The 20,786-nt window shown below is 33.8% G+C and carries 12 protein-coding genes; 7 read left to right on the top strand and 5 right to left on the bottom strand.

The window, feature by feature from the left end:
• Positions 1-58: 58 nt before the first annotated feature.
• From M0M44_RS20630 to M0M44_RS20600, 6 genes are all read left to right on the top strand, one after another.
• Positions 59-1,240, top strand: a complete 1,182-nt coding sequence (locus M0M44_RS20630) for a hypothetical protein (RefSeq protein ID WP_248727409.1) — start codon at positions 59-61, stop codon at positions 1,238-1,240.
• 79 nt (positions 1,241-1,319) lie between these two features.
• Entirely contained in the window at positions 1,320-2,972 is a 1,653-nt protein-coding gene (locus tag M0M44_RS20625; protein WP_248727408.1) for a hypothetical protein, read from the top strand.
• 612 nt (positions 2,973-3,584) lie between these two features.
• Positions 3,585-5,909, top strand: a complete 2,325-nt coding sequence (locus tag M0M44_RS23845) for a tail fiber domain-containing protein (RefSeq protein WP_275981820.1) — start codon at positions 3,585-3,587, stop codon at positions 5,907-5,909.
• Between the two features lie 138 nt (positions 5,910-6,047).
• On the top strand, positions 6,048-7,343 hold the full coding sequence (locus M0M44_RS20610; protein WP_248727407.1) for a T9SS type B sorting domain-containing protein: 1,296 nt from the start codon (positions 6,048-6,050) through the stop codon (positions 7,341-7,343).
• Between the two features lie 37 nt (positions 7,344-7,380).
• Complete coding sequence (locus tag M0M44_RS20605) at positions 7,381-8,298, top strand: PorP/SprF family type IX secretion system membrane protein (RefSeq protein ID WP_248727406.1); 918 nt, start codon at positions 7,381-7,383, stop codon at positions 8,296-8,298.
• 23 nt (positions 8,299-8,321) lie between these two features.
• Positions 8,322-10,298: an OmpA family protein gene (locus M0M44_RS20600; RefSeq protein ID WP_248727405.1), complete on the top strand. Its 1,977-nt coding sequence runs from the start codon at positions 8,322-8,324 to the stop codon at positions 10,296-10,298.
• A 74-nt stretch (positions 10,299-10,372) separates the two neighbouring features.
• On the opposite strand, the gene M0M44_RS20595 is transcribed toward M0M44_RS20600, so the two are convergent.
• From M0M44_RS20595 to M0M44_RS20575, 5 genes are all read right to left on the bottom strand, one after another.
• Entirely contained in the window at positions 10,373-11,386 is a 1,014-nt protein-coding gene (locus M0M44_RS20595) for a helix-turn-helix domain-containing protein (RefSeq protein ID WP_248727404.1), read from the bottom strand.
• Between the two features lie 34 nt (positions 11,387-11,420).
• Positions 11,421-12,401 (bottom strand): helix-turn-helix domain-containing protein, encoded by a 981-nt coding sequence (locus M0M44_RS20590; protein WP_248727403.1) that lies wholly within the window; start codon positions 12,399-12,401, stop codon positions 11,421-11,423.
• 490 nt (positions 12,402-12,891) lie between these two features.
• The gene (locus tag M0M44_RS20585) at positions 12,892-14,220 is read right to left on the bottom strand and encodes a sigma-54-dependent transcriptional regulator (protein ID WP_248727402.1); all 1,329 of its coding nucleotides are present in this window, start codon (positions 14,218-14,220) and stop codon (positions 12,892-12,894) included.
• 6 nt (positions 14,221-14,226) lie between these two features.
• Positions 14,227-15,318, bottom strand: a complete 1,092-nt coding sequence (locus M0M44_RS20580; protein WP_248727401.1) for a sensor histidine kinase — start codon at positions 15,316-15,318, stop codon at positions 14,227-14,229.
• A gap of 555 nt (positions 15,319-15,873) precedes the next feature.
• Entirely contained in the window at positions 15,874-18,501 is a 2,628-nt protein-coding gene (locus M0M44_RS20575) for a glycoside hydrolase family 3 C-terminal domain-containing protein (RefSeq protein WP_248727400.1), read from the bottom strand.
• 544 nt (positions 18,502-19,045) lie between these two features.
• Here M0M44_RS20575 and M0M44_RS20570 point away from each other — a divergent pair.
• Positions 19,046-20,776 (top strand): glycoside hydrolase family 43 protein, encoded by a 1,731-nt coding sequence (locus tag M0M44_RS20570; protein WP_248727399.1) that lies wholly within the window; start codon positions 19,046-19,048, stop codon positions 20,774-20,776.
• The last annotated feature ends 10 nt before the right edge of the window (positions 20,777-20,786 follow it).

Here is a 20,786-nt window from a genome sequence, read left to right as displayed (position 1 = left end):
TTAAAAAGAGTGTGCGGCCTTCAAATAAGTAAATTATAAAAACTCATAAGAACTAAATATGAAAAAAATAATATGCATGTTGTTATTTATCCAATCAGGATTTATGATGGCGCAGACCGAAACCGTTGTTACTCCAAATGGGAAAAAAGTAACTTTCTACCCTGGCGCCCCTGGCACAGCAGACAATGGTTTAACAATTACCAGCGGTAATATTCAGTTAGGGGGAGCCTTAACAAAACCTTCAATTTTAACAACAACGAGTGCTTATACCTTAGCTATTTTAGGTTTACAAACAGGAACCAGCACAGATGATATAGTAGTGGCAGATGCAAACGGAGTACTGCGTAAAATAGCACCATCCAATCTGATCACAAAATACGACCTTTCATCTACTACACCAAATACTGTTTTGGAAGTTAATGGACTTGGAGCAACATTGGCAGCTGCATCTGTAAACATCAAACCATCAGCAAATGTGGGAGAAGTTTTAACAACAACAGCAACGGGTGTTGTAGGATGGAAAAAACCTGCAGTAGATGCTGGAGATATTACAACAAAAGCAAATCTTACAACAAATACACCAAGCACTGTTTTACAGGTAAGCGGAACAGGAGCAACATTGGCTGCTGCATCAGTAGATATTAAACCATCAGCAACTGTTGGAGAAGTAATGACAACAACAGCAACTGGTGTTGTAGGATGGAAAAAACCTGCAGTAGATGCTGGAGATATTACAACAAAAGCAAATCTTACAACAAATACACCAAGCACTGTCTTACAAGTAAGCGGAACAGGAGCAACATTGGCTGCTGCATCAGTAGATATTAAACCATCTGTAAATGTTGGCGAAGTTTTAACAACTACCGCAGCAGGAGTGGTAGGATGGAAAGCAGCGGTAGCACCAAATGTTATGGAAATAAAAATAATTAATAGTAATTACACTGTCACCGCTACAGATTACACCATTATTGCCAGAAATTTAGGAAGCGATATTACAATAACACTTCCAGATGCGACGGCAAACAAAGGAAGATTGCTAGTAATCAACCAATTTAATACACTCTTGGCAGATGGCAAAACTCCAGTAACAGTAAAATTCAATACAAATGTTATTTACTCAGATAGTGTTTCAGTGGCATATATAGCAGGAAGCATTTTTGAAGGAGCAACTGCCGGAAGTGCAAAAGTGACATTGCAATCAGATGGTACTAGTTGGTATGTGATTACATATAATATGTAATCAATTAATGATATAATTAAACAGGCCTTTTAAGTAAGGCCGGTTTATTATTTTACTTAATTTTTTTAAAAAAATAACAATGAAAAAAATATTTTTTACTTTCATAATAATGATGTTTACTATGGTGCAGTCTTTTGCACAAGTAAACGAAACAGTTGTAATAGGCGGAAAGCAAAAAGGCGATGCCAATGCAGCGGTAGAAGTAGTTTCTAAAAATGGAACGAAAGGCTTTATGCCGCCACGTTTTACAACAGCACAGGCGACAACGAAAGCGGCAAGCTTAACGACAGCGTCAAAAGGACTTGTAATTTACGATACAGACGAAAACTGTATCAAAACATGGCTGGGCACAAAATGGTCAGACTGTCTTGGCAGTGCTTCTGGCTCAAAGCTTACTTATAATTGTGTAAGCAGTGCCATTAAAGGATCATACTTTACAGATAAACCAGTAACCGAAAACGAATACATGGAAGTATCTGTAGTAGTAGAAAAACCAGGACCTTTTACATTTTACAGCGAAACCAAAAATGGTGTGCGTTTTTATCTAAGCTCTGTTTTTACAGAAGCCAACACGACACCGCAGCTTATTAAAGTTCCCGCGGTAGGAGTACCAGCAGCATCAGGAACTTTTACGTACAATTTGTTTGATATGACAGGCGCAGCAGTTTGTACTGCCAATGCAAATTTTACCACAACGGTAGTAGATAATAAAGCAACTTTTACAATTAATTGTGCTACTACTGGATTGCAAGGCAATATTGTAGAGGGTATTCCGCTTTCCAATCAGGCATTAGTAGTAAAAGTAACAGTGACAAAACCAGGTACATATTATATTAAAACCAATACAGTAAACGGTATTGCATTTGAAGGAAGCGGCGAAGTTTATGAAGGAACATACGAAATTATTGTACCTGCTAAGTCAGGAAACCCTACTTGGAATACTGCTACAAATGGACTAGTGATCTTACCTTTGTTGAATAAAACAGGTGCAAGTTTGGGTTGCAGTGCAAAAGTTCAGGTAATGGCTTCTGTAGCAGAATTTCAAGTAGTAAGCTGTGATTTTAAATTAGAAGGCATGCATTATGTTGATAATTTTTACTTTTTTATGAATGGTGATGATGTTTCTAAAAGTGCTATTAAAATTTTAGTGAATGTAACTAAGCCAGGGCCATATGATTTTAACTATCCCGTTTTTGCATCGGAAAAATTTGGGTTGCAATTTTTATCTAATAGTTCTTTTTTTACAAAAACAGGTATTCAGGAAATTGTTCTACAAGGGAAAGGAATTGTAGACTATCCTGCCTCACAGAGTCAAGGTGTAACATACAGAAGCTCTGTTAACAATTACGGTCCACCTATTTGTGCAAATGAACTTGCAATTGGTTTCTATACAACTTGGGCAACTTTTTCGTCTTCAACATTAACACTTGACAGTAATGCTATAAATACACTTACTAATTTTTTAGATATTAACAAGCCAATTCCTTTAGATAAGACTATTCAAGTAACCGGATTTGTAGTAAATACTAAAGGACCAGTTTTTATTAAAGGTACAGCCAATGGTGTTACTTTTACTAACTCAAGTAGAATTACTTCAACTCCTGGTAGTATTGTTGCCCTAGATTTTACTCTTTCGGGTACATGGGTAAAAGCAGGTGATACTACAGTACCGCTGTATAATGAAGATGGTGCGTTTGTAGGTACAATTGTTATACCGTTTCCTGCATTATAAGCAGTTAAACGCATGATAAAAAAGTTTAAAAGAGCAAGTATAAACTTCTCGCGTTTTAATAAGTTTTAAAACCTTAGTAAGCGTTACAATAAACAGACAAAGTTAGAATGTCTGTACAGTAGTAAATGGTTATTTACTTTTTCATAATTTTTTTTAAAGAGAGGAAAACTTAGTTTTCCTCTTTTTTTTACCCGTTTGTTCCAATCTTTGTAGAGCTTCTCGCGGAGATTTCTCTCCCGAAGCCTCGCGATCGAAATCTCCACAAGTAACGTCGCAAAGAATAGACAAGCCTTTCTAGCGAATACCGAAGTAATTTGTACATCATTATCTGTCAATGAGTTACTGATATTTGTCTTTTAAAACCTTATTTGTAAGTTATTATCTATTAAAAATAAAGATCTCTCGAATAACAACACCAATTGACTATGTTACAAACTGCTGTATTTGCAGTATTTCGGAGCATATTAGTTACAGGTTTGTCCTAATCTGATAAATTAAAAACTTTTAGTGGCTGTTTTGCTTTCTGTTCTGTTGGATATTTGCCCGCCTAAAAAAAACTTCGTTTTGCAAGGCAGAATCGATGATTTAATAAAAATTTTAATAAAAATAAAAATGAAACATTTAAAACACGGAATAATTGTAATTCTTTCACTATTTGGGTTCGACAATGCTCAAGCTCAGGTTGGAGTTGGTACACTTACACCAGATAATTCAGCGCAGCTAGACATTACTTCTTCAAATAAAGGAGTACTTATGCCTAGAATAGCTTTAACAAAAACTACAGATCAAAGTCCTGTTACGGGAGCTATAGCAAAAAGTCTGCTGGTTTATAATACAGCGACAGTAAATGATGTTACCCCAGGATTTTACTACTGGGATGGAAGTAAATGGTCTAGAATGATTGAAGGAAATGATCCGGTTCAATTTACGGAAACACTAACTACATTACATTATGATAACACGAATAATCAGTTAACATACATAGATGAAAAAGGAGTTTCAAACGTATTACAATTATTAAGCCAAGCAGGGCCACAGGGAATGCAAGGTATTCAAGGTATTCCGGGAGCAGTTGGACCTCAAGGGCCTCAGGGAGAACCGGGAACTGCTGGTCTTCAAGGTCTTCAAGGAGAACAAGGAGCTGCTGGACCTCAAGGACCTCAAGGCGAACAAGGAGTTGCTGGACCTCAAGGGCCTCAAGGCGAACAAGGAGCTGCTGGACCTCAAGGATCTCAAGGTGAACAAGGAGTTGCTGGACCTCAAGGAGAGCCAGGAGCTACGGGGCCTCAAGGAATTCAAGGAGAACAAGGAGCTGCTGGACCACAAGGACCTCAAGGCGAGCAAGGAGTTGCTGGACCTCAAGGACCTCAAGGCGAACAAGGAGTTGCTGGACCTCAAGGATCTCAAGGTGAACAAGGAGTTGCTGGACCTCAAGGAGAGCCAGGAGCTACGGGGCCTCAAGGAATTCAAGGAGAAAAAGGAGAAGCTGGTGCGCCGCCAACAACTGGTGCGGGTTCTGTAACAAGTTCAAACTTAATAACAGTTACAAACGGAGCAAACAATGCATTTAAAGATACAGAAATTAGCTTAACTGCAGGAAAAGCCGATCAAATTATGCAGACTGTCGGTACGGCGCCAACTTGGGTAGACGCTCCTTTAGTGGTTAAAGAACCTTGGTTTAATACAGCGACAAATAAACAGGCTACAGAAAATACTCAAAATATTTACCAAATGGGAAATATTGGTATTGGTACAGCTTTTCCAAATGCACCATTACAATTTGAAAATGTTTTTGCAAATAGAAAGATTGTATTGTATCAAAATGGAAACAACGATAATATGGTTTATGGGTTAGGTGTAAACAACGCCCAATTTAAGTTACAGGTTCCAACAACAGCAAATGGTTTTAGTTTTAATGCAGGAACTGGTGCAACAGGTTCAAAAGAATTAGCGCGAATTTATGGTAATGGTAAAATGCATGTTGCTAATGCGATAATTGTTGACGCAGACGGAACTTCTGATGGAACGCTTTCTCCTGCAAATTCAGGTCTTGTATTTGGAAGTGTGTCTTCACAGGCAGGTATTAGTTCTAACAGAACTTCAGTTACAAGCGGTTCAAATCGTTTTGGTTTAGATTTCTGGACAGAGAATGTAAAGCGCATGTCTATAAATACTGTAGGTAATGTTGGTATAGGAACTACTGCGCCAGATACAAGATTTAATGTAGAAGGAGGTATATCGCATTTTAGAAATGATGGTAAACAATTGGTCTTAGAAAACAGTACTTCTACAGAGGGCAGCAATGAATTATTATTCAAAGCAGGTTCAACAGGATATTATTTAGGTACAGCAATTGACGGCACAAGTGGTAATAATTTCAGCATTGCCCGTACGCGCTATATGAATCCGAACCTGGCTATTTCTCCAGGAGTAGCTACAAGAATTTTCCAAATTGACGGAACAACGAATAATTTCTCTATTGGAAATGGTCTGCCAACAGCAGATAAACTTACGGTATACGGAACAATAAGTTGTGTTGATGCTAATGGTACAGCATTTAATGTTACTTCAGACCGTCGTTACAAAAAAGATATTGCGCCAATTACAGATGCTTTGAGTATTGTAGAAAAAGTACAGGGTGTTAGTTACAATTGGAGAAAAGAAGAGTTTAAAGAAATGAACTTTAATGATAAACACCAATTGGGAGTAATTGCACAAGACATCGAAAAAATTCTTCCAGAAGCGGTAAGCAAAAATGACAAAGGTTTTTACACAGTAAATTATACTATGCTTATTCCTGTATTAGTAGAAGCAGTAAAAGAACAGCAGAAAGAAATAAGTGCTTCTAATGCTACAATTAAAGAACTGCAAAATAATCAGGCAATGCAGCAAAAAGAAATAGAAGAGTTAAAAGCATTAATTAAAAACCTAAGATAAAAAGACTTAGGTTTTTATAGGAAAAATACCTTATTCTGATATAGTATTAACTTTTAGGGATAAAGCAGGATGGATTGATAAATTAATTTTATCAACTAATTAAAAGTTTAATTTAATGTGGTAACCAATACCAATTCTATGGAAAATAAAGATTTATATAAAGTAAAATTGTCAGATTTTAAAATGGTAAATAAAAAAGGTTCATATGCCTTGGGATTATTTGCAGGTCTGTTTACTTGTAATATGGTACATGCCCAAATGGTAAATAATGGAGAGGTAAAAGTTGCTGATAAAACCATAATGGCAGTTTATATGGATTACAGCAATGGTACATCTGGTGATTTTATTAATGATGGTGAAACCTACATTTTTCAAAACTGGAACAACGACGGAAAAGTAAGTTATACTCCTGCCTTAAACGGTAAAACCTATTTTGAAGGAAAACAGCAGCAGCTTATTGAAGGTACAAAACAGGCAGACTTCCAAAACATCATTTATGATAATGTAAGCGCTTTAGTTCCTTTTGACCTGACAACCAAAATCTCTGTGGGGAAAAATTCAGATTACAAAAACGGAATCATCAATGCATTGTATGAGAACGGTAAAATGATTTTTCTTGAAAATGCAGCCCATACCTCTGCCGGAGATCAGAGTTTTGTTGACGGAAAAGTAGAAAAAAGAGGAAATGCAGAATTTCAGTTTCCAGTAGGGAACGAGTTATTTTTTAGACCTTCTTACCATGCAGCAAATAGTTCGTTAGCAAATGTTTATACGACACAATATTTCTATAAAAATTCTCATCCGCAATATTCTCATAATAGTAAAGACGAAGACATTGTTACTATAAATGATAAAGAATATTGGGTAATAACACAGGATCAGGGAAGTGAAAATATTGTTTTAAGCCTAACCTTGGATCACGATACAACACCATCAGGCTTTTTTGTTCAAAACGATGAAACAGAATTGGCAATAGTACGCTGGAACGGAACAAAATGGGTTAATGAGCATGGAATATTAAGTGAAGATATTGCAGGAGAAGCTTATTCTAATTTATTGACAGGAACAGTAAGCGGCTACGGAATTTTTACTATGGCATTAGTTAAGAAAACGAATGACCGCGATTTAGGTGATGTTATAGTTTACAATGCAGTTTCACCAAATGATGATGGTATAAATGATACTTTCCGCATTGAAGGAATAGATCAATATCCAGATAATACAGTAGAAATCTATAATCGTTGGGGTGTAAAAGTATTTGATGCAGTTTCTTACAATGAAAGCGATAATATGTTTAAAGGTTATTCTGATGGCCGTGTAACGGTAAAAAGAGGAGACAAGCTTCCAACAGGAACCTATTTTTATATTCTGAAATATAACAAGAAAGGAAAAGGCGAGCAAAAAGCAGGTTATCTATATATCAATAACCAATAATAATAGGAATAATTTAAGTATTTAAGAATTAGAACTAATGAAGAAAATTTTTTATGTAATTACAATATTTGTTTTGGGAGTTTTTGGGGTTTCGGCCCAGCAGGAATCCCAATATACACAATATATGTATAATACGATGACAATTAATCCAGGATATACTGGAACCCGTGGTTTACCAAGCATTTTTGGATTGTATAGAACACAATGGGTAGGATTGGATGGAGCTCCTAAAACAGCAAACTTTTCTATAGAAGCGCCAATTACGGAGAGCGGACAAGGTTTAGGGTTATCTGTAGTAAGTGATAAAATTGGACCGTCGCAAGAAACTACGTTAACTGCAAGTTATGCTTATCCAATCCAGCTTTCGGCTGATGTTCATTTATCTTTAGGGATTAGTGCAAGTGGTAATTTTATGCAGATTGATTACAATAAGCTTAATGTTGAAAGACCAGAAGATCATTTTCTTTCCGGAAATTTAACAAAGAATTCTCCAAACTTTGGAGCAGGAATCTATTTTCACTCTTCAAAATGGTACGCAGGTTTATCGGTACCAATGATTTTAGAAACAAAATTTTATGATGATGTTAAAACATCAATAGCTTCAAAAAGAATGCACTTTTATGCAATGGGAGGTTATGTTTTTGATCTTAACGATAATCTTAAGTTTAAACCAGCTGCAATGGTTAAGATGGTGAGCGGTGCTCCTATAGCAGTCGATTTATCTGCCAATTTCTTAATCAATGAAAAATTGACTTTAGGAGCAGCTTATAGATGGGATGCAGCTGTAAGTGCCATGGCCGGTTTTCAAGTTAGTTCAGGTTTGAACATTGGTTATGCTTATGATTATGACACACAAAAAATCGGAAATTATAACTCAGGATCACATGAAATTTTTCTTCGTTTTGACTTGTTTTCTGGAACCAAATACAGACTTGTTACTCCAAGATTCTTTTAATAACCATAAAATAGGATAAAAAAATGATATCTAAAAAGATAAGAACTATACTAACAGTACTTTGTGTTTGTTTAATGCAAGTAGGAATTGTTAAGGCACAGGATAAAAAGATTGAAAAAGCAAATGAAACTTATGATAAGTTTGCTTTTGTTGAGGCTGCCAAATTGTATAAGAATCTAGCAGATAAAGGAAGTACATCATTAGAGGTTTATACAAAATTAGGGAATTGCTATTATTTTAATGGGCAATACCCTGAAGCTGCAGAAGCCTACTCAAAAGTTTTTAATTCTGGACAATCAGTAGATTCAGAATTTTATTTTAGATACGCTCAGGCTCTAAATAATGCAAAAAAGTACAATGAAGCTAATGCTGTCATAAAAAAATATTATGCAGTATCGAGTAAAAAGGATCTTAGTGAAAATTGGAAAGAGCAAAAATTAATGGCCGATATTCAAAAAGAGTCAGGACGTTATAGCTTTAAACCTGTTAGTATCAATACACCAGTTTCTGAGTTTGGAACTGCTTTTGATGGGAAAGATAAAGTAATATTTGCATCAGCAAAAGATACTGGAGTAGTAATCAAAAGAAAGCACAGCTGGAATGAAAAGTCATTTATGAAATTATATTCAGCTAATATTACTGCAGATGGAGGATTAGAAGATGCGGTATTAATTAAAGGTGATGTAAATACCAAATACCATCAGAGTAGTGCAGCAGTAACAAAAGATGGTAAATACATGTATTTTACCAGAAATAATATTATAGATGGCAAGTTAGGATCAGATAAAAATGGCACTAATTTCTTGAAAATTTACGTTGCAGAAAATGTTAAAGGAGAGTGGAAAAATGTAAAAGAATTGCCTTATCCAATAAATAGCGATGGTTTTTCTTCAGCGCATCCAGCGATAAGTCCAGACGAATCGCAGCTCTATTTTGTGTCTGACCGTAACAATAGCTTTGGAAATTCAGACTTATATGTAGTAAGTTTAAAGAAAGGAAATCTTGTTAGTAATGACGTTACCAAATTAAGCGACGAAGTTAATACTCCGGGAAGAGAAACTTATCCTTATATGGACAATAATGGTATTCTATACTTTGCTTCAGACGGACATCCTGGACTTGGTGGACTAGATGTATTTGCGGCAATGAAAGACAGTGAAGGAAAATATCATGTTGTGAATGTTGGTGATGGAGTTAATACGGTTTCAGACGATTTTGCCTATGTAGTGAATAGCGAAAGTAAAAAAGGTTATTTTTCTTCAAACAGAAGCGGAAATGATGATATTTATAGTTTTACAGAAAACTCACCAGTAATTTTTGATTTTGATTTCAGATCAATTGTTTTTGGAACTATTTCAGAAAATGGTAAGCCTCTTTCAGATTTTAATGTTCAGTTATTCAATTCTAATAATGAAAATATCGGTACAGCAAAAACAGATGCTTCTGGTAATTACAAAATTGCTGTAAATCCATATATAGATTATAGTGTATTATATACAAAAACATCTTATGCAGATAAAACAGTAAATACTGGACTTCTTAAACCTTTGGAGAAAAAAGAAATCAGTTTTGAAATAGTTAAAGAAGTGGAAGTTGTCGTAGAGGGCGAAAAGGTTAAAATTCAAGATGGAGATGATTTGACAGGCAAATTAAAATTAAATCCTATTTATTTTGATTTGAATGGTTATAACATTAGACAATCATCTAAGAAAGAATTAGATAAAGTAGTGTCTTTGCTTAAGGATCGTCCAAACTTATCTGTAAAAGTAAATTCTTTTACAGATAGTAAAGGTAGAGATGAATTTAACATGAAGCTTTCTGAAAACAGGGCAAAATCAACAGTTGATTACATTGTAAATGCTGGTATTGCACAAGAAAGAGTCAGTGGAGAAGGATTTGGTGAAACACAATTATTAAACCATTGTTCAAACGGTGTAAAATGTTCTGAAAAAGAACACGAACTAAATAGACGTTCAGAGTTTATTGTTAATTTTAAATAATCTCTGAATTATAAAATGCTGCTGTTTAATAAGAATATTAACAGCAGCATTTTTTTTGTTAGAATTATATATTTTTAAGATTCATTTCTTATTGAAGCTTGGTGGTTTTTTACAAAATCATCAGTTGGTTTTCTTTTGAGCTGTTCAAAATATTTAGTGCAAAAATAGCTGAGTTTGGTATAATTAAGTTCATACATAACTGCAGTTAGAGTAGTATATTCTCCGCTTCTAAGGAGCTTTTGAGCAAGTTTTATTTTTTCTTCTATGAATAAATTTTTTGGCGTATTGTTGTAGCGCGTTTTAAAAAGGCTTTTGTATTTGGAAGCAGACATTCCTGCCATACTTGCTAAGAAAGTTAAGGAAGGAAATGGACCGTATAAATTATTTAGTAAATAGTTCTTCGTCTTCTCAATTGCCTCGCTTTCAATTTCGGTAAGAGGTACATTTTTATTTTTTGTTTCGTAAAATTTATTAAAAAAATTGCCTAATACTTTTAAGGAAACGCCTTTTATAAAAGAATCAAAAGCCAAATCTCGAACTGATTTCTGTTTTATAGATTGAATTAACAATATGCTATTGCTGTCAATGTTGCCATAGTGATAGAATGTTTTTTTGTTTGTTTTGCTTTTTACGAAATAACTCTCTTTTTTTTCAAACTCTTGAATAAAATCATGTAAGAGTTTTTTGTTAATTAATAATCTTAAAGCTATTGTTCTTTCATTCACTGAAGGCTTAAAAGTACTTTCGATTTCATTGTCAAGTATTGCAAGATCCAATTGATTAAAAGAACCTATTTCATAATCGATATTATTAATCTTAATAAGATTGATGTGCTCGCTTAAATCAAAATGAAAAATGAAAATTTCATTCTCAGATTTTTGCCGTGTTAGTTTGATAGGTACTGTTGCAGTTAAATCGGCGTACACCACTGAAATACCCTCCGTTACTTGAGAAAAATAAAAAAAGCCTTTGCCTATATCTTTGGGCACAATAATCAATTTATTATCTAATAGCTCTGTACCCAATTGTTTAACTAAATCATATTGCCATTCTGGAGTTAAAGTGTAGGAATGCGTAAATTTTCTCATAGACTATTTATTACGATTAATTATTGGGACTGCTTTACATTTGTTTGTAAAATGCTTTAGGAGACAAGCCAAAATGTTCCTTGAATTTTGATGCGAAATAAGAGTTATTAGTAAAATTTAGTTCATCTGAAATCTGAGAAATCGTCAGCTGTTTATTTTCAAGAAGTTCTTTGCCGAGTAATAATTTGTTTTCCATGAAAAAAACATTGGCCGTATTTCCTGTTATTTTCTTAAATAAGGTTTTAAATTTTGATTCAGACATATTAGCCATCTTGGCCATCTGTGTTATACTTGGAAAATGATCTCTAATATGCTCAATTAGGTACATTTGTATCGCAATAATATGATTTAAGTCTTCTTTGTTAACAGTTTGAGCGATGATTTTTTTTGTAGCTAATTTTTTTAGGTAATTTGAAATTAATAAGTGGACAGTGCCTTTTAGGTGCAGATCGAAAATAGATCCTCCAACTGGCAGCTTTCTCAAATCATTTAAAATATGATAGCTTTCGCTGGTTATTCTGTCAAACCGAATTATCGTATTTTCTTTTGGATCAAGGAGAGAGTCGATATTCTGAATTGCAATACCATTCTTTTGAGTAAAAGCCTTTAACATGCTTTTTTTGATAAAAAAACATAAGGCAAAAGTTTTACTCCCTTTCTTGACATTATATTCTGAGTCCAACGATCCATCAATAACCGCAAGATTGTAATTCCATCTGCCGACATTGTACATAAAGTGGTCTGTGTTTACGGTAGCTTCCCCTTCTGTTAAGTTGTAATAAAATCCAACAAAATCTTGATTCAAATTTTGTTGTATTAACTGGTAGTTTCTTTTATATTCTACATTGATGTAATAGGCTAGAATACCATCGCCACAGTCTAAAAAATATCGTGTTCCCGTTTGGGAATCCTCAGGGAGTCTGATAAAGTTTCCTTCAATTTTTCCTCCAATTTGTGCAGTATAATGCTCTACCCAAGAAAGATCTGCATCGTAATAATGTTTAATTATTTTCATGGAAATGTGGATTTGTGTTATAAAGTTAAGATTTTTTAAGAAATTAAATGTCTTTTTTGTTTTATAAGTTATTGATAATTAGTGATGTTGTAATTGTTAATAACTTGTAAAACACCAAGCGGTATGCGGTAAAAATTGCAATTAGCCAATCTGTATTACAACGCTGTTTGGTTCTTTATTTCTAATAAAAACACTGCACTTATAATTTGTGGGAGTACTAAAGATATAAACTTGAATTTACTGGAGAATCTATTCTCAATTTCTTTAACATGCTGGCAATATGTAATCGAAATGAAGTTTAATATTTGTTTCACCTTAGACCGTTTTTTAATTAATTTGATTTATTTTAATACATTTTAGGCTTTTTGGGGCAAACAGTATGCCTCTTTTTATATTAATTTGTAAATCAGTAAATTGTATTATCGTTAGTTTTAAAACGTTTAAATTGCCTAGGGTAGATTATGAACGGGTGAGGAGTATGTACCCGTTTTTAAAGAACTTTTTGGGTTAAAGTCTTTCTGTCAATTTGCAGGATTTGTGCTGCTTTTGTTTTGTTATTATTTACGGCGGCTAAGACTTTTAATATTTGCTCTTTTTCATATTCTTTTAAAGACTTAAAAACTGTATCTGAAGAATGGATATGATATTTTAAATTTTCCGGAATATGATCCAAAGTGATAGTATCATCGCTCATAATAACCAATCTATGAATCACATTTTCAAGTTCTCTTATATTTCCTGGCCAATTGTATCTCATTAGAACTTCAATTGCTTTTTCATTTATTTGAACGTTTGATTTATTATATTCATGAGAGTACTTTTCTATAAAAAGATAAATTAATGTCAATAAATCTTCTTTTCGATCTCGTAAAGGAACAGTTCTAATAGAAATAACATTTATTCTATAATATAAATCTTCTCTGAAAGTACCTTTTAGAACCATATCTTCCAGATTGCTGTTTGTGGCACATAAAATCCTTACGTCTATTTTTTCTGGTTTTGTTGCGCCAACTCGTAGAATTTCTTTTTCCTGAATGACGCGCAATAGTTTAATCTGTACAGACAAAGGAGCGTCTCCAATTTCATCTAAAAAAATAGTGCCTCCGGAGGCAGATTGAAATAAGCCTACTCGGTTTTCTGAAGCTCCTGTAAAAGAACCTTTTATATGTCCAAATAATTCAGATTCTATTAGATTTTCGTGTATTCCTCCGCAGTTTACTACAATAAAGGGCTGGTCTGCAAGTTTGCTGGTAAAATGGATAGCTCTTGCAATCATTTCTTTTCCAGTACCGCTTTCTCCTTCTATAAGAACATTTGCCTTTGTATCTTTTACGCGTTTTATTATTTCAATTAAATCTCTAAAATGACTCGAATTTCCATGGAGACCTGCGTACGATTTTTCATTATCTAGGTCTGGAAAATTAGTTGAAGTTTTAGAAATACTCGCCCCTTTCTTAAGTGAATCTAAAATGGTTTTATGAAGTTCTTCACTTGTAAAAGGTTTTGTTAAATAATCTAATGCGCCCGATTTCATTGCGTTTACAACATTATACACAGATGGAATTCCAGATATTACAAGCTTTGGTATTGCTGGAAAGTGCTCTTCCGCATATTTTAATAGTTCAAGTCCGCTTATATTGGGCATATTGAGGTCGCTGATCAGTAAGTGTATATCTGAGCTTTTTAAGACTTCAATGGCTTCATTTACAGAAGAGGCTTTGTAAGTTCGATAATGGAAAGATTTTAATTGTCTTTGAATTAAATCCAGCATATCATTATTGTCGTCGACAACCAGTATATTTTCTTTTTTAAAAGTCATTATGTTTTAAGATAAAGGGATGCGAATGATAAAAATCGATCCATTTGGAAAATTGTTTTGAAGAGTAATCTCTCCATTGTGATTTTTAATGATGCCATGAACTACACTTAAACCAAGTCCGCAGCCATAATTGACAGGCTTGGTTGAAAAAAATGGTTCAAATATTTTTTCTTTTATAGCATCTGGAATTCCTGTTCCTTGATCCTCTATTTTGAGATAAAGATTAGTTTCGTCATGATCTACGATTATCTTGATGGTGCTTTTTTCTGGCGAGGCATAAATAGCATTTATTAGCAGATTAAATAATACTTGGGTAATTTGAACCGAATCGACCTTTGTTATTATAGTTTCATCCTTAAAGATCAATTCATGTTTAATTGCTTTTTTCTGAAAATTAGATTTTAGAAAAGACAAGGCAAAAACAATAATAGGCTTTAATTCTTGTAATTCTAATTTTTGAGGCATTTCGCAAGAAAAGAACATGAGTTTTTTGACAATCTCCCGAGAATAAATAACTGAATTAATAATAATTTCAATATCGGCACTAATTTCGGGATCGGAATTTTGCTCTTTTATAAGTTCTGCAAAACCTAAAATATTGCCTAATGGTGTATTTAGTTCATGGGCTATTCCTGCGGTCATTTCGCCAAGCAAGGAAAGACGTTCCATACGTTCGATGGTTCTTCTTAATACTGCTTTTCTTTCCAGTGTTTGAAACTTTTCGATATAATTTCCGATTTCTATTGCAATAGTATCTAGAAGTTTCTGTTCATCTTCATTAAAATCATCCTGTGTATATTTTGCAGAGGGATAATGAACTTTAATATATCCAGGATCCATATTCTTAATTTGCAGCGTACTGGACTGAAAAATAGTAGGATTTTTTTTCTCAGATGTTGAAATATGGTAATCTAAAATATGAATTTCTACGACGGCATCCAGATTGTAACGCCACGCCTTTTTTGTGCTAAAAATAATCTCATAAAGTGTTTGAATATCTATAGAATTAGATTTGGAAATAATCTTAGAAATTTCATAAAGACAAGTAAGCTCTTTAATTTTTTCTTTAAGATTTTCTTCGGTAGACGGTAAATTCATTGTAAGAAATTATTTGTTTTTTATTATGAAATGGCCCCAAAAATAAATAAATATTTTTGACTATATAATAAAAGAAAGTTAATTGTTAATTATTTGAAAATAAGGTAAATAAAGTTTTTTACTCTAGTCTTAAAGTGTTACTTTTTTAACTTTTAAGGGTATAATTTGACGATGATTTTTTGTAAAAAAAAATGCAAAAATTCCGAAGTAAAATGATTAGGATTTAAAATGCGATAAAGTATTATTTTGATAGTCTAAAAAAAATGAAAATAATACTGGTTTCAAATATTTTTGTTGTGAAGAAGTCTTTTAAAAAATCTGAAAAGCAGTATAAAAGAAAAAAACCTGCGAATCTTACGATTTGCAGGTTTTATCATCTTTTTTGCGAGTTTTTGAAAAGATCGAAAAAACTTTCTTTTTGGCTTTATTTACTTTTTTTGTACGGAGAACAGAAGTACAACTTTAAACCTCGAATCCGCGTATTTCCTATTCTTTTTTAATACTTAATAATGTGCTTAAATTTAAGATTAAAATGTTCAGCAGTATAGTGAATGGTTATTTTTCTATTTTTAGAATTTGAGTTATTATATTATTTTTTGCCTGTTTCTTTTCATCGGGCTGGGAGCCTCCTATAGCGATTTGAATCTTACCTTCATATTGTTTTAAGCTTCCATCTTCGGTTACATAGGAAAGGTCTTCTGGAGAAAGATTAAAGCTTACGACAGTACTTTCGCCTGGTTTCAAATTAAATCTTTCAAATCCTTTAAGACTTTTTAAAGGTGCCTTTATTGCTGAATCTTGATTGATCAAGTACAATTGCGAGACTTCTTCTCCTTCCATTTTTCCTGAATTGGTCACCTTAACAGAAATAGTGACCGGCTGTCCTTTTTTGATTCTGTCTTGGATTTTTAATTCACTGTATTTAAACTCAGTATAACTTAAACCATGGCCAAAGCCATATAATGGAGTGCCTTTAAAATAGCGGTATGTTTTGTTATCCATATTATAATCAATAAATGAAGATAAATCGGAGTCGCTTTTGTAAAAAGTCACGGGAAGCCTTCCGGCAGGATTATAATCGCCAAAAATAACATCAGCAGAGGCAGTTCCAGCAGATTGCCCGCCGTACCATATATTAAGTATTGCAGGAATGTTTTCCGCTTCCCACGGAACCGCTATTGCACTACCTGTCATCATCAGAAAAACTACTGGTTTCCCAGAAGATTTAAGGGCTTTTAAAAGTTGTGTCTGTATTTCAGGAAGCAAGATAGAAGTACGATCTCCTCCTTTAAATCCTGGCGCATCTACTGGCATTTCTTCACCTTCTAGCTGAGGTGAAATACCGCCTGCGAAAATGAATGCGTCTGCATTTTTATGACGCTCAATTAAATTATTGAAATCGGTTTTTATAAAATTTCCTGTTTGCAGAGACACTTCGGCTTTTCCTTCACCCTGCCAGTATTCTAGCACTAATTTGTATACTGTATCTTTTTTGGTCTGCAGTTTATAGATTTTTTCTCCCCATCGGTTTTTCTCCCAAGCATTTATGACTGGTTTCCCATCAATGAAGAATCTGTAGCCATCATCTGCACGAATTTCAAAAGTGATTGAGCCATTTTCATCCGCTTTAAAATTGGTGGTATATCGTGCTGAAAAATGATTTGCTTTAATTTTTTGGGTGACCATTTCTCCTTCCTGCCATGAATGGTTTATTTCAGACTCCGTTCTTGTGGTTTCTGATGGGCCAGATAATGTTTTATTATTAAAATATTCCGCTTTAAAACCTTGTTTTCCCTCGTATGAATATTGACTTTTAAGATCTTTGTAAACCAATAATGTATCATTCGTAAAGTTGACGGCTTTTTCATAAACAACTTCTGTATCCGTACTTACTTTTTCTTTTATTCCCTGTAATACTGTGGTTAACTTAGACGGCGTTCCGTTGTAATTTCCAAGAATGGAGATGGAATTATCTGCATTTGGTCCTAAAACAACAATTTTTCTGAGTTTTTTGCTTAAGGGTAATGTGTTTTTTTCATTTTTAAGAAGGACTATAGATTGTCTAGCCATTTTTAAAGCATGATTGCTATGTTCTTCGCATTCTAAAACAGAACTTGGAGTCTGTGCATATTTAACCATTGAAACAGGGTCAAACATTCCTAATTTAAAACGGATCATAAAAAGACGTTTTACAGAAATATTAATCTGTTCGACAGTTATTTTTCCGTTTTTAACAGCCGCTACAAGTGATTTGTAGGCATCGGTTCCACAATCTATATCAGTTCCGTGATAAACAGCATCTGCTGCAGCTGATTCGGCATCAGGATGAGTTTTATGATTTTTAAAAAAATCATCAATAGCCCAACAATCCGATGTGACATATCCGTCAAACTGCCATTCTTTTCTCAAAATATCATTCATAAGAATATCACTTGCGCAGCAGGGCTGTGTTCTAAATGCATTATAGGCGCACATGACCCCAGCTACTTTGGATCCAGTTACTAATTTTTTGAAGGCCGGCAGGTAAGTATCCCAAAGTTCATAAGGAGTAACATCAACATCAAAAGTATGTCTCAGAGATTCTGGTCCGCTATGCACAGCATAATGTTTTGCGCAGGCGGCAGCTTTTAAGTATTTGGGGTCATCTCCCTGAAGACCTTTTACAAAAGCATCACCTAACACAGCTGTTAAATAAGGATCTTCTCCATAGGTTTCCTGTCCGCGGCCCCATCTTGGGTCTCGAAAAATATTGATATTAGGAGTCCAGTAGGTGAGTCCTAAATAGCGTTCATTTGTTCGTTTAAGCTCAACGGCCTTATTATAGATAGCTCTTCCTTCCAAGGCAGAATAATCCGCCATTTTAAAAAGTGAATTTTTATCAAAAGTTGCGGCCATTGCAATAGCCTGCGGAAAAACTGTGGTTTTAAAAGGAGTTCTTGCCACACCGTGTAAAGTCTCATTCCACCAATCATAAGCAGGAATTCCAAGTCTTGGTATTGCGGGCGCAGCATTTAGCATTTGTGCTACTTTTTCTTCCAATGTTAGTTGGCTGACTAAGTTTTCGACTCGTTCTTCAAAAGTGAGACTAGTATCTTGAAAAGGAAATTTTGCTATGTTATTTTGGGCAGAGCACAAAAAGGAGAATAATATTAGAATCTGATATTTTATTTTTTTTCTTTTCATAATGATGATTTTTTGTTTGAAGCACTAAGAGGGTTTTTAAATGCAACCGATTGCATAAAGAAAAGAAAAATATATTTAATCTGGAATTTTTATTTTGTTAAAAATGGTGTTTTTGTGATTTATCAATATTTTTTTATGACAAATATTGTGTTTTATTGGGTGCTTTATGCTGTATAATAGGGAATTAATATTCTGAAGCCACTAACTTAAGAGGATGGTGTTAAAGCTTGCAATAAGTTATTTTTAAAAAATAAACCAATTAGGTGTTTTTATATTTTCTTTATGAATAGTATATAAATACATTTTTTTGGCAAATATGTCTGTAATCACGCAGATGTGTTTGATTTAAATTCAATTTTTTAGACTTAATTATATGATAAGTTCTTTTTTTTGGCTTTATTTTTTAATACTACGCAAATAAATATTACACAACCGATTGTGTTTGAATAATATTTCTTTATATTTGTTAAAAATACACTTATAAAATATAAACCAATTTTTACCTCAAAGTGTGTTAGCTTAAAGAAACCAAAAACAATGAACAATGACTACAAGAAAATTACCCTTTTTATTCCTAATAGGATTCTTATGTGTTTTCTCTTTAACAGCTCAGGAGAAAAATTCAAAGAAAAAAACAAATAAACAAGCTCCTATATTTTCGAATGTGGTATATCGGGGAGATGACCAGATATTTAAAAATAATCCATTAAACGAAGATGAATTTTATTCTCCAATTCTGCAGGGATGTTATCCAGATCCAGCCATTACAAGAAAAGGAGACGATTACTATATGGTATGTTCTTCATTTGCCATGTTTCCAGGAGTGCCCATTTTTCATTCTAAAGATTTAGTAAACTGGACTGATTTAGGAGGGGTATTGAATAATGTTTCAGAGTTTAATCCGCATGATACAGGGATTAGTGCTGGGGTTTATGCGCCAGGAATTACTTATAATCCTCACAATGATACTTTCTATATGATTGTAACGGCATTTACCGGAAATATGGGAAATATTATTGTAAAAACGAAGGATCCGAAAAAAGGATGGGGAAGTCCAATTAAATTGGCTTTTAACGGAATTGATCCTTCCATTTTCTTCGATGATAACGGTAAAGGTTATGTGGTACACAACGATGCTCCAGATAAAGGAAAAGAATTATACGAAGGTCATCGTGTGATTAAAGTATGGGAATACGATCTAGAGAAAGATCAGGTTATTACTGGAACAGATAAAATTATAGTCGATGGCGGAGTTGATCTTTCTAAGAAACCAATATGGATTGAAGCTCCTCATTTATATAAAAAAGACAATCATTATTATTTAATGTGTGCCGAAGGAGGTACAGGCGGTAATCATAGTGAAGTTGTTTTTATTAGTGATAGTCCAAAAGGCCCTTTTAAGCCAGCATCCAATAATCCGATTCTTACTCAAAGATATTTTCCTCAAAACAGGCCCGATAAAGTAGATTGGGCAGGACATGCCGATTTAGTGCTTGGTCCTGATAATAAATATTATGGCGTATTTTTAGCAATTCGTCCCAATGAAAAAGACAGAGTAAATGCTGGACGAGAAACGTTTATGCTGCCCGTAGATTGGTCTGGGACTTTTCCTGTTTTTGAAAATGGCCTAGTTCCAATGAAGCCAAAATTAAAAATGCCAAAAGGTGTAGTAAATAAAACGGGTAAAGATGGTTTTTTTCCTAATGGCAATTTTACATTTACAGAGAATTTTACCTCAGAAAAACTAGATTACAGATGGATAGGATTAAGAGGTCCGAGAGAGCATTTTATTTCTATTGTTAAAAAAGGATTGCAGATTAATCCGTTTCCAGTAAATATCAAAGAATTAAGACCAACTTCAACATTATTTTACAGACAGCAGCACAACACTTTTTCTTTTGAAACCACATTAGACTATATACCTAACTCCGAAAAAGATTTGGCAGGAATAGTATGCCTTCAAAATGAACAATTTAATTATGTTTTTGGAGTAACTAAAAAAGGAAAAGATACTTATGTGCTACTAGAAAGAACAGAAAATGGCCAATCAGAAATCATAGCTAGTGCAAAAATTGAGATCAATGGTTCAATGCGTCTGCAAGTTAAAGCTGCAGGAGATAATTATCAGTTTAGTTATGCTTTAAATGGTGCCGATTTTCAAAATCTGGGAAGCGCAGTCTCAGGAGATATCCTTTCAACAAATGTAGCGGGAGGATTTACAGGTGCTTTAGTAGGTTTGTATGCTACTGCATCCAATAATGCAATCCCGAAATAAAATATAAAAA

The sequence above is a fragment of the Flavobacterium humidisoli genome, assembly GCF_023272795.1.
Taxonomy (GTDB): domain Bacteria; phylum Bacteroidota; class Bacteroidia; order Flavobacteriales; family Flavobacteriaceae; genus Flavobacterium; species Flavobacterium humidisoli.
This window is presented reverse-complemented; position numbering and strand designations above follow the sequence as displayed.

What these genes read in the sequence shown, in the direction of transcription:
- M0M44_RS20630 (WP_248727409.1), top strand. Translation starts at nt 59, where the DNA reads ATGAAAAAAATAATATGCATGTTGTTATTTATCCAATCAGGATTTATG.
- M0M44_RS20625 (WP_248727408.1), top strand. Translation starts at nt 1,320, where the DNA reads ATGAAAAAAATATTTTTTACTTTCATAATAATGATGTTTACTATGGTG.
- M0M44_RS23845 (WP_275981820.1), top strand. Translation starts at nt 3,585, where the DNA reads ATGAAACATTTAAAACACGGAATAATTGTAATTCTTTCACTATTTGGG.
- M0M44_RS20610 (WP_248727407.1), top strand. Translation starts at nt 6,048, where the DNA reads ATGGAAAATAAAGATTTATATAAAGTAAAATTGTCAGATTTTAAAATG.
- M0M44_RS20605 (WP_248727406.1), top strand. Translation starts at nt 7,381, where the DNA reads ATGAAGAAAATTTTTTATGTAATTACAATATTTGTTTTGGGAGTTTTT.
- M0M44_RS20600 (WP_248727405.1), top strand. Translation starts at nt 8,322, where the DNA reads ATGATATCTAAAAAGATAAGAACTATACTAACAGTACTTTGTGTTTGT.
- M0M44_RS20595 (WP_248727404.1), bottom strand. Translation starts at nt 11,386, where the DNA reads ATGAGAAAATTTACGCATTCCTACACTTTAACTCCAGAATGGCAATAT.
- M0M44_RS20590 (WP_248727403.1), bottom strand. Translation starts at nt 12,401, where the DNA reads ATGAAAATAATTAAACATTATTACGATGCAGATCTTTCTTGGGTAGAG.
- M0M44_RS20585 (WP_248727402.1), bottom strand. Translation starts at nt 14,220, where the DNA reads ATGACTTTTAAAAAAGAAAATATACTGGTTGTCGACGACAATAATGAT.
- M0M44_RS20580 (WP_248727401.1), bottom strand. Translation starts at nt 15,318, where the DNA reads ATGAATTTACCGTCTACCGAAGAAAATCTTAAAGAAAAAATTAAAGAG.
- M0M44_RS20575 (WP_248727400.1), bottom strand. Translation starts at nt 18,501, where the DNA reads ATGAAAAGAAAAAAAATAAAATATCAGATTCTAATATTATTCTCCTTT.
- M0M44_RS20570 (WP_248727399.1), top strand. Translation starts at nt 19,046, where the DNA reads ATGACTACAAGAAAATTACCCTTTTTATTCCTAATAGGATTCTTATGT.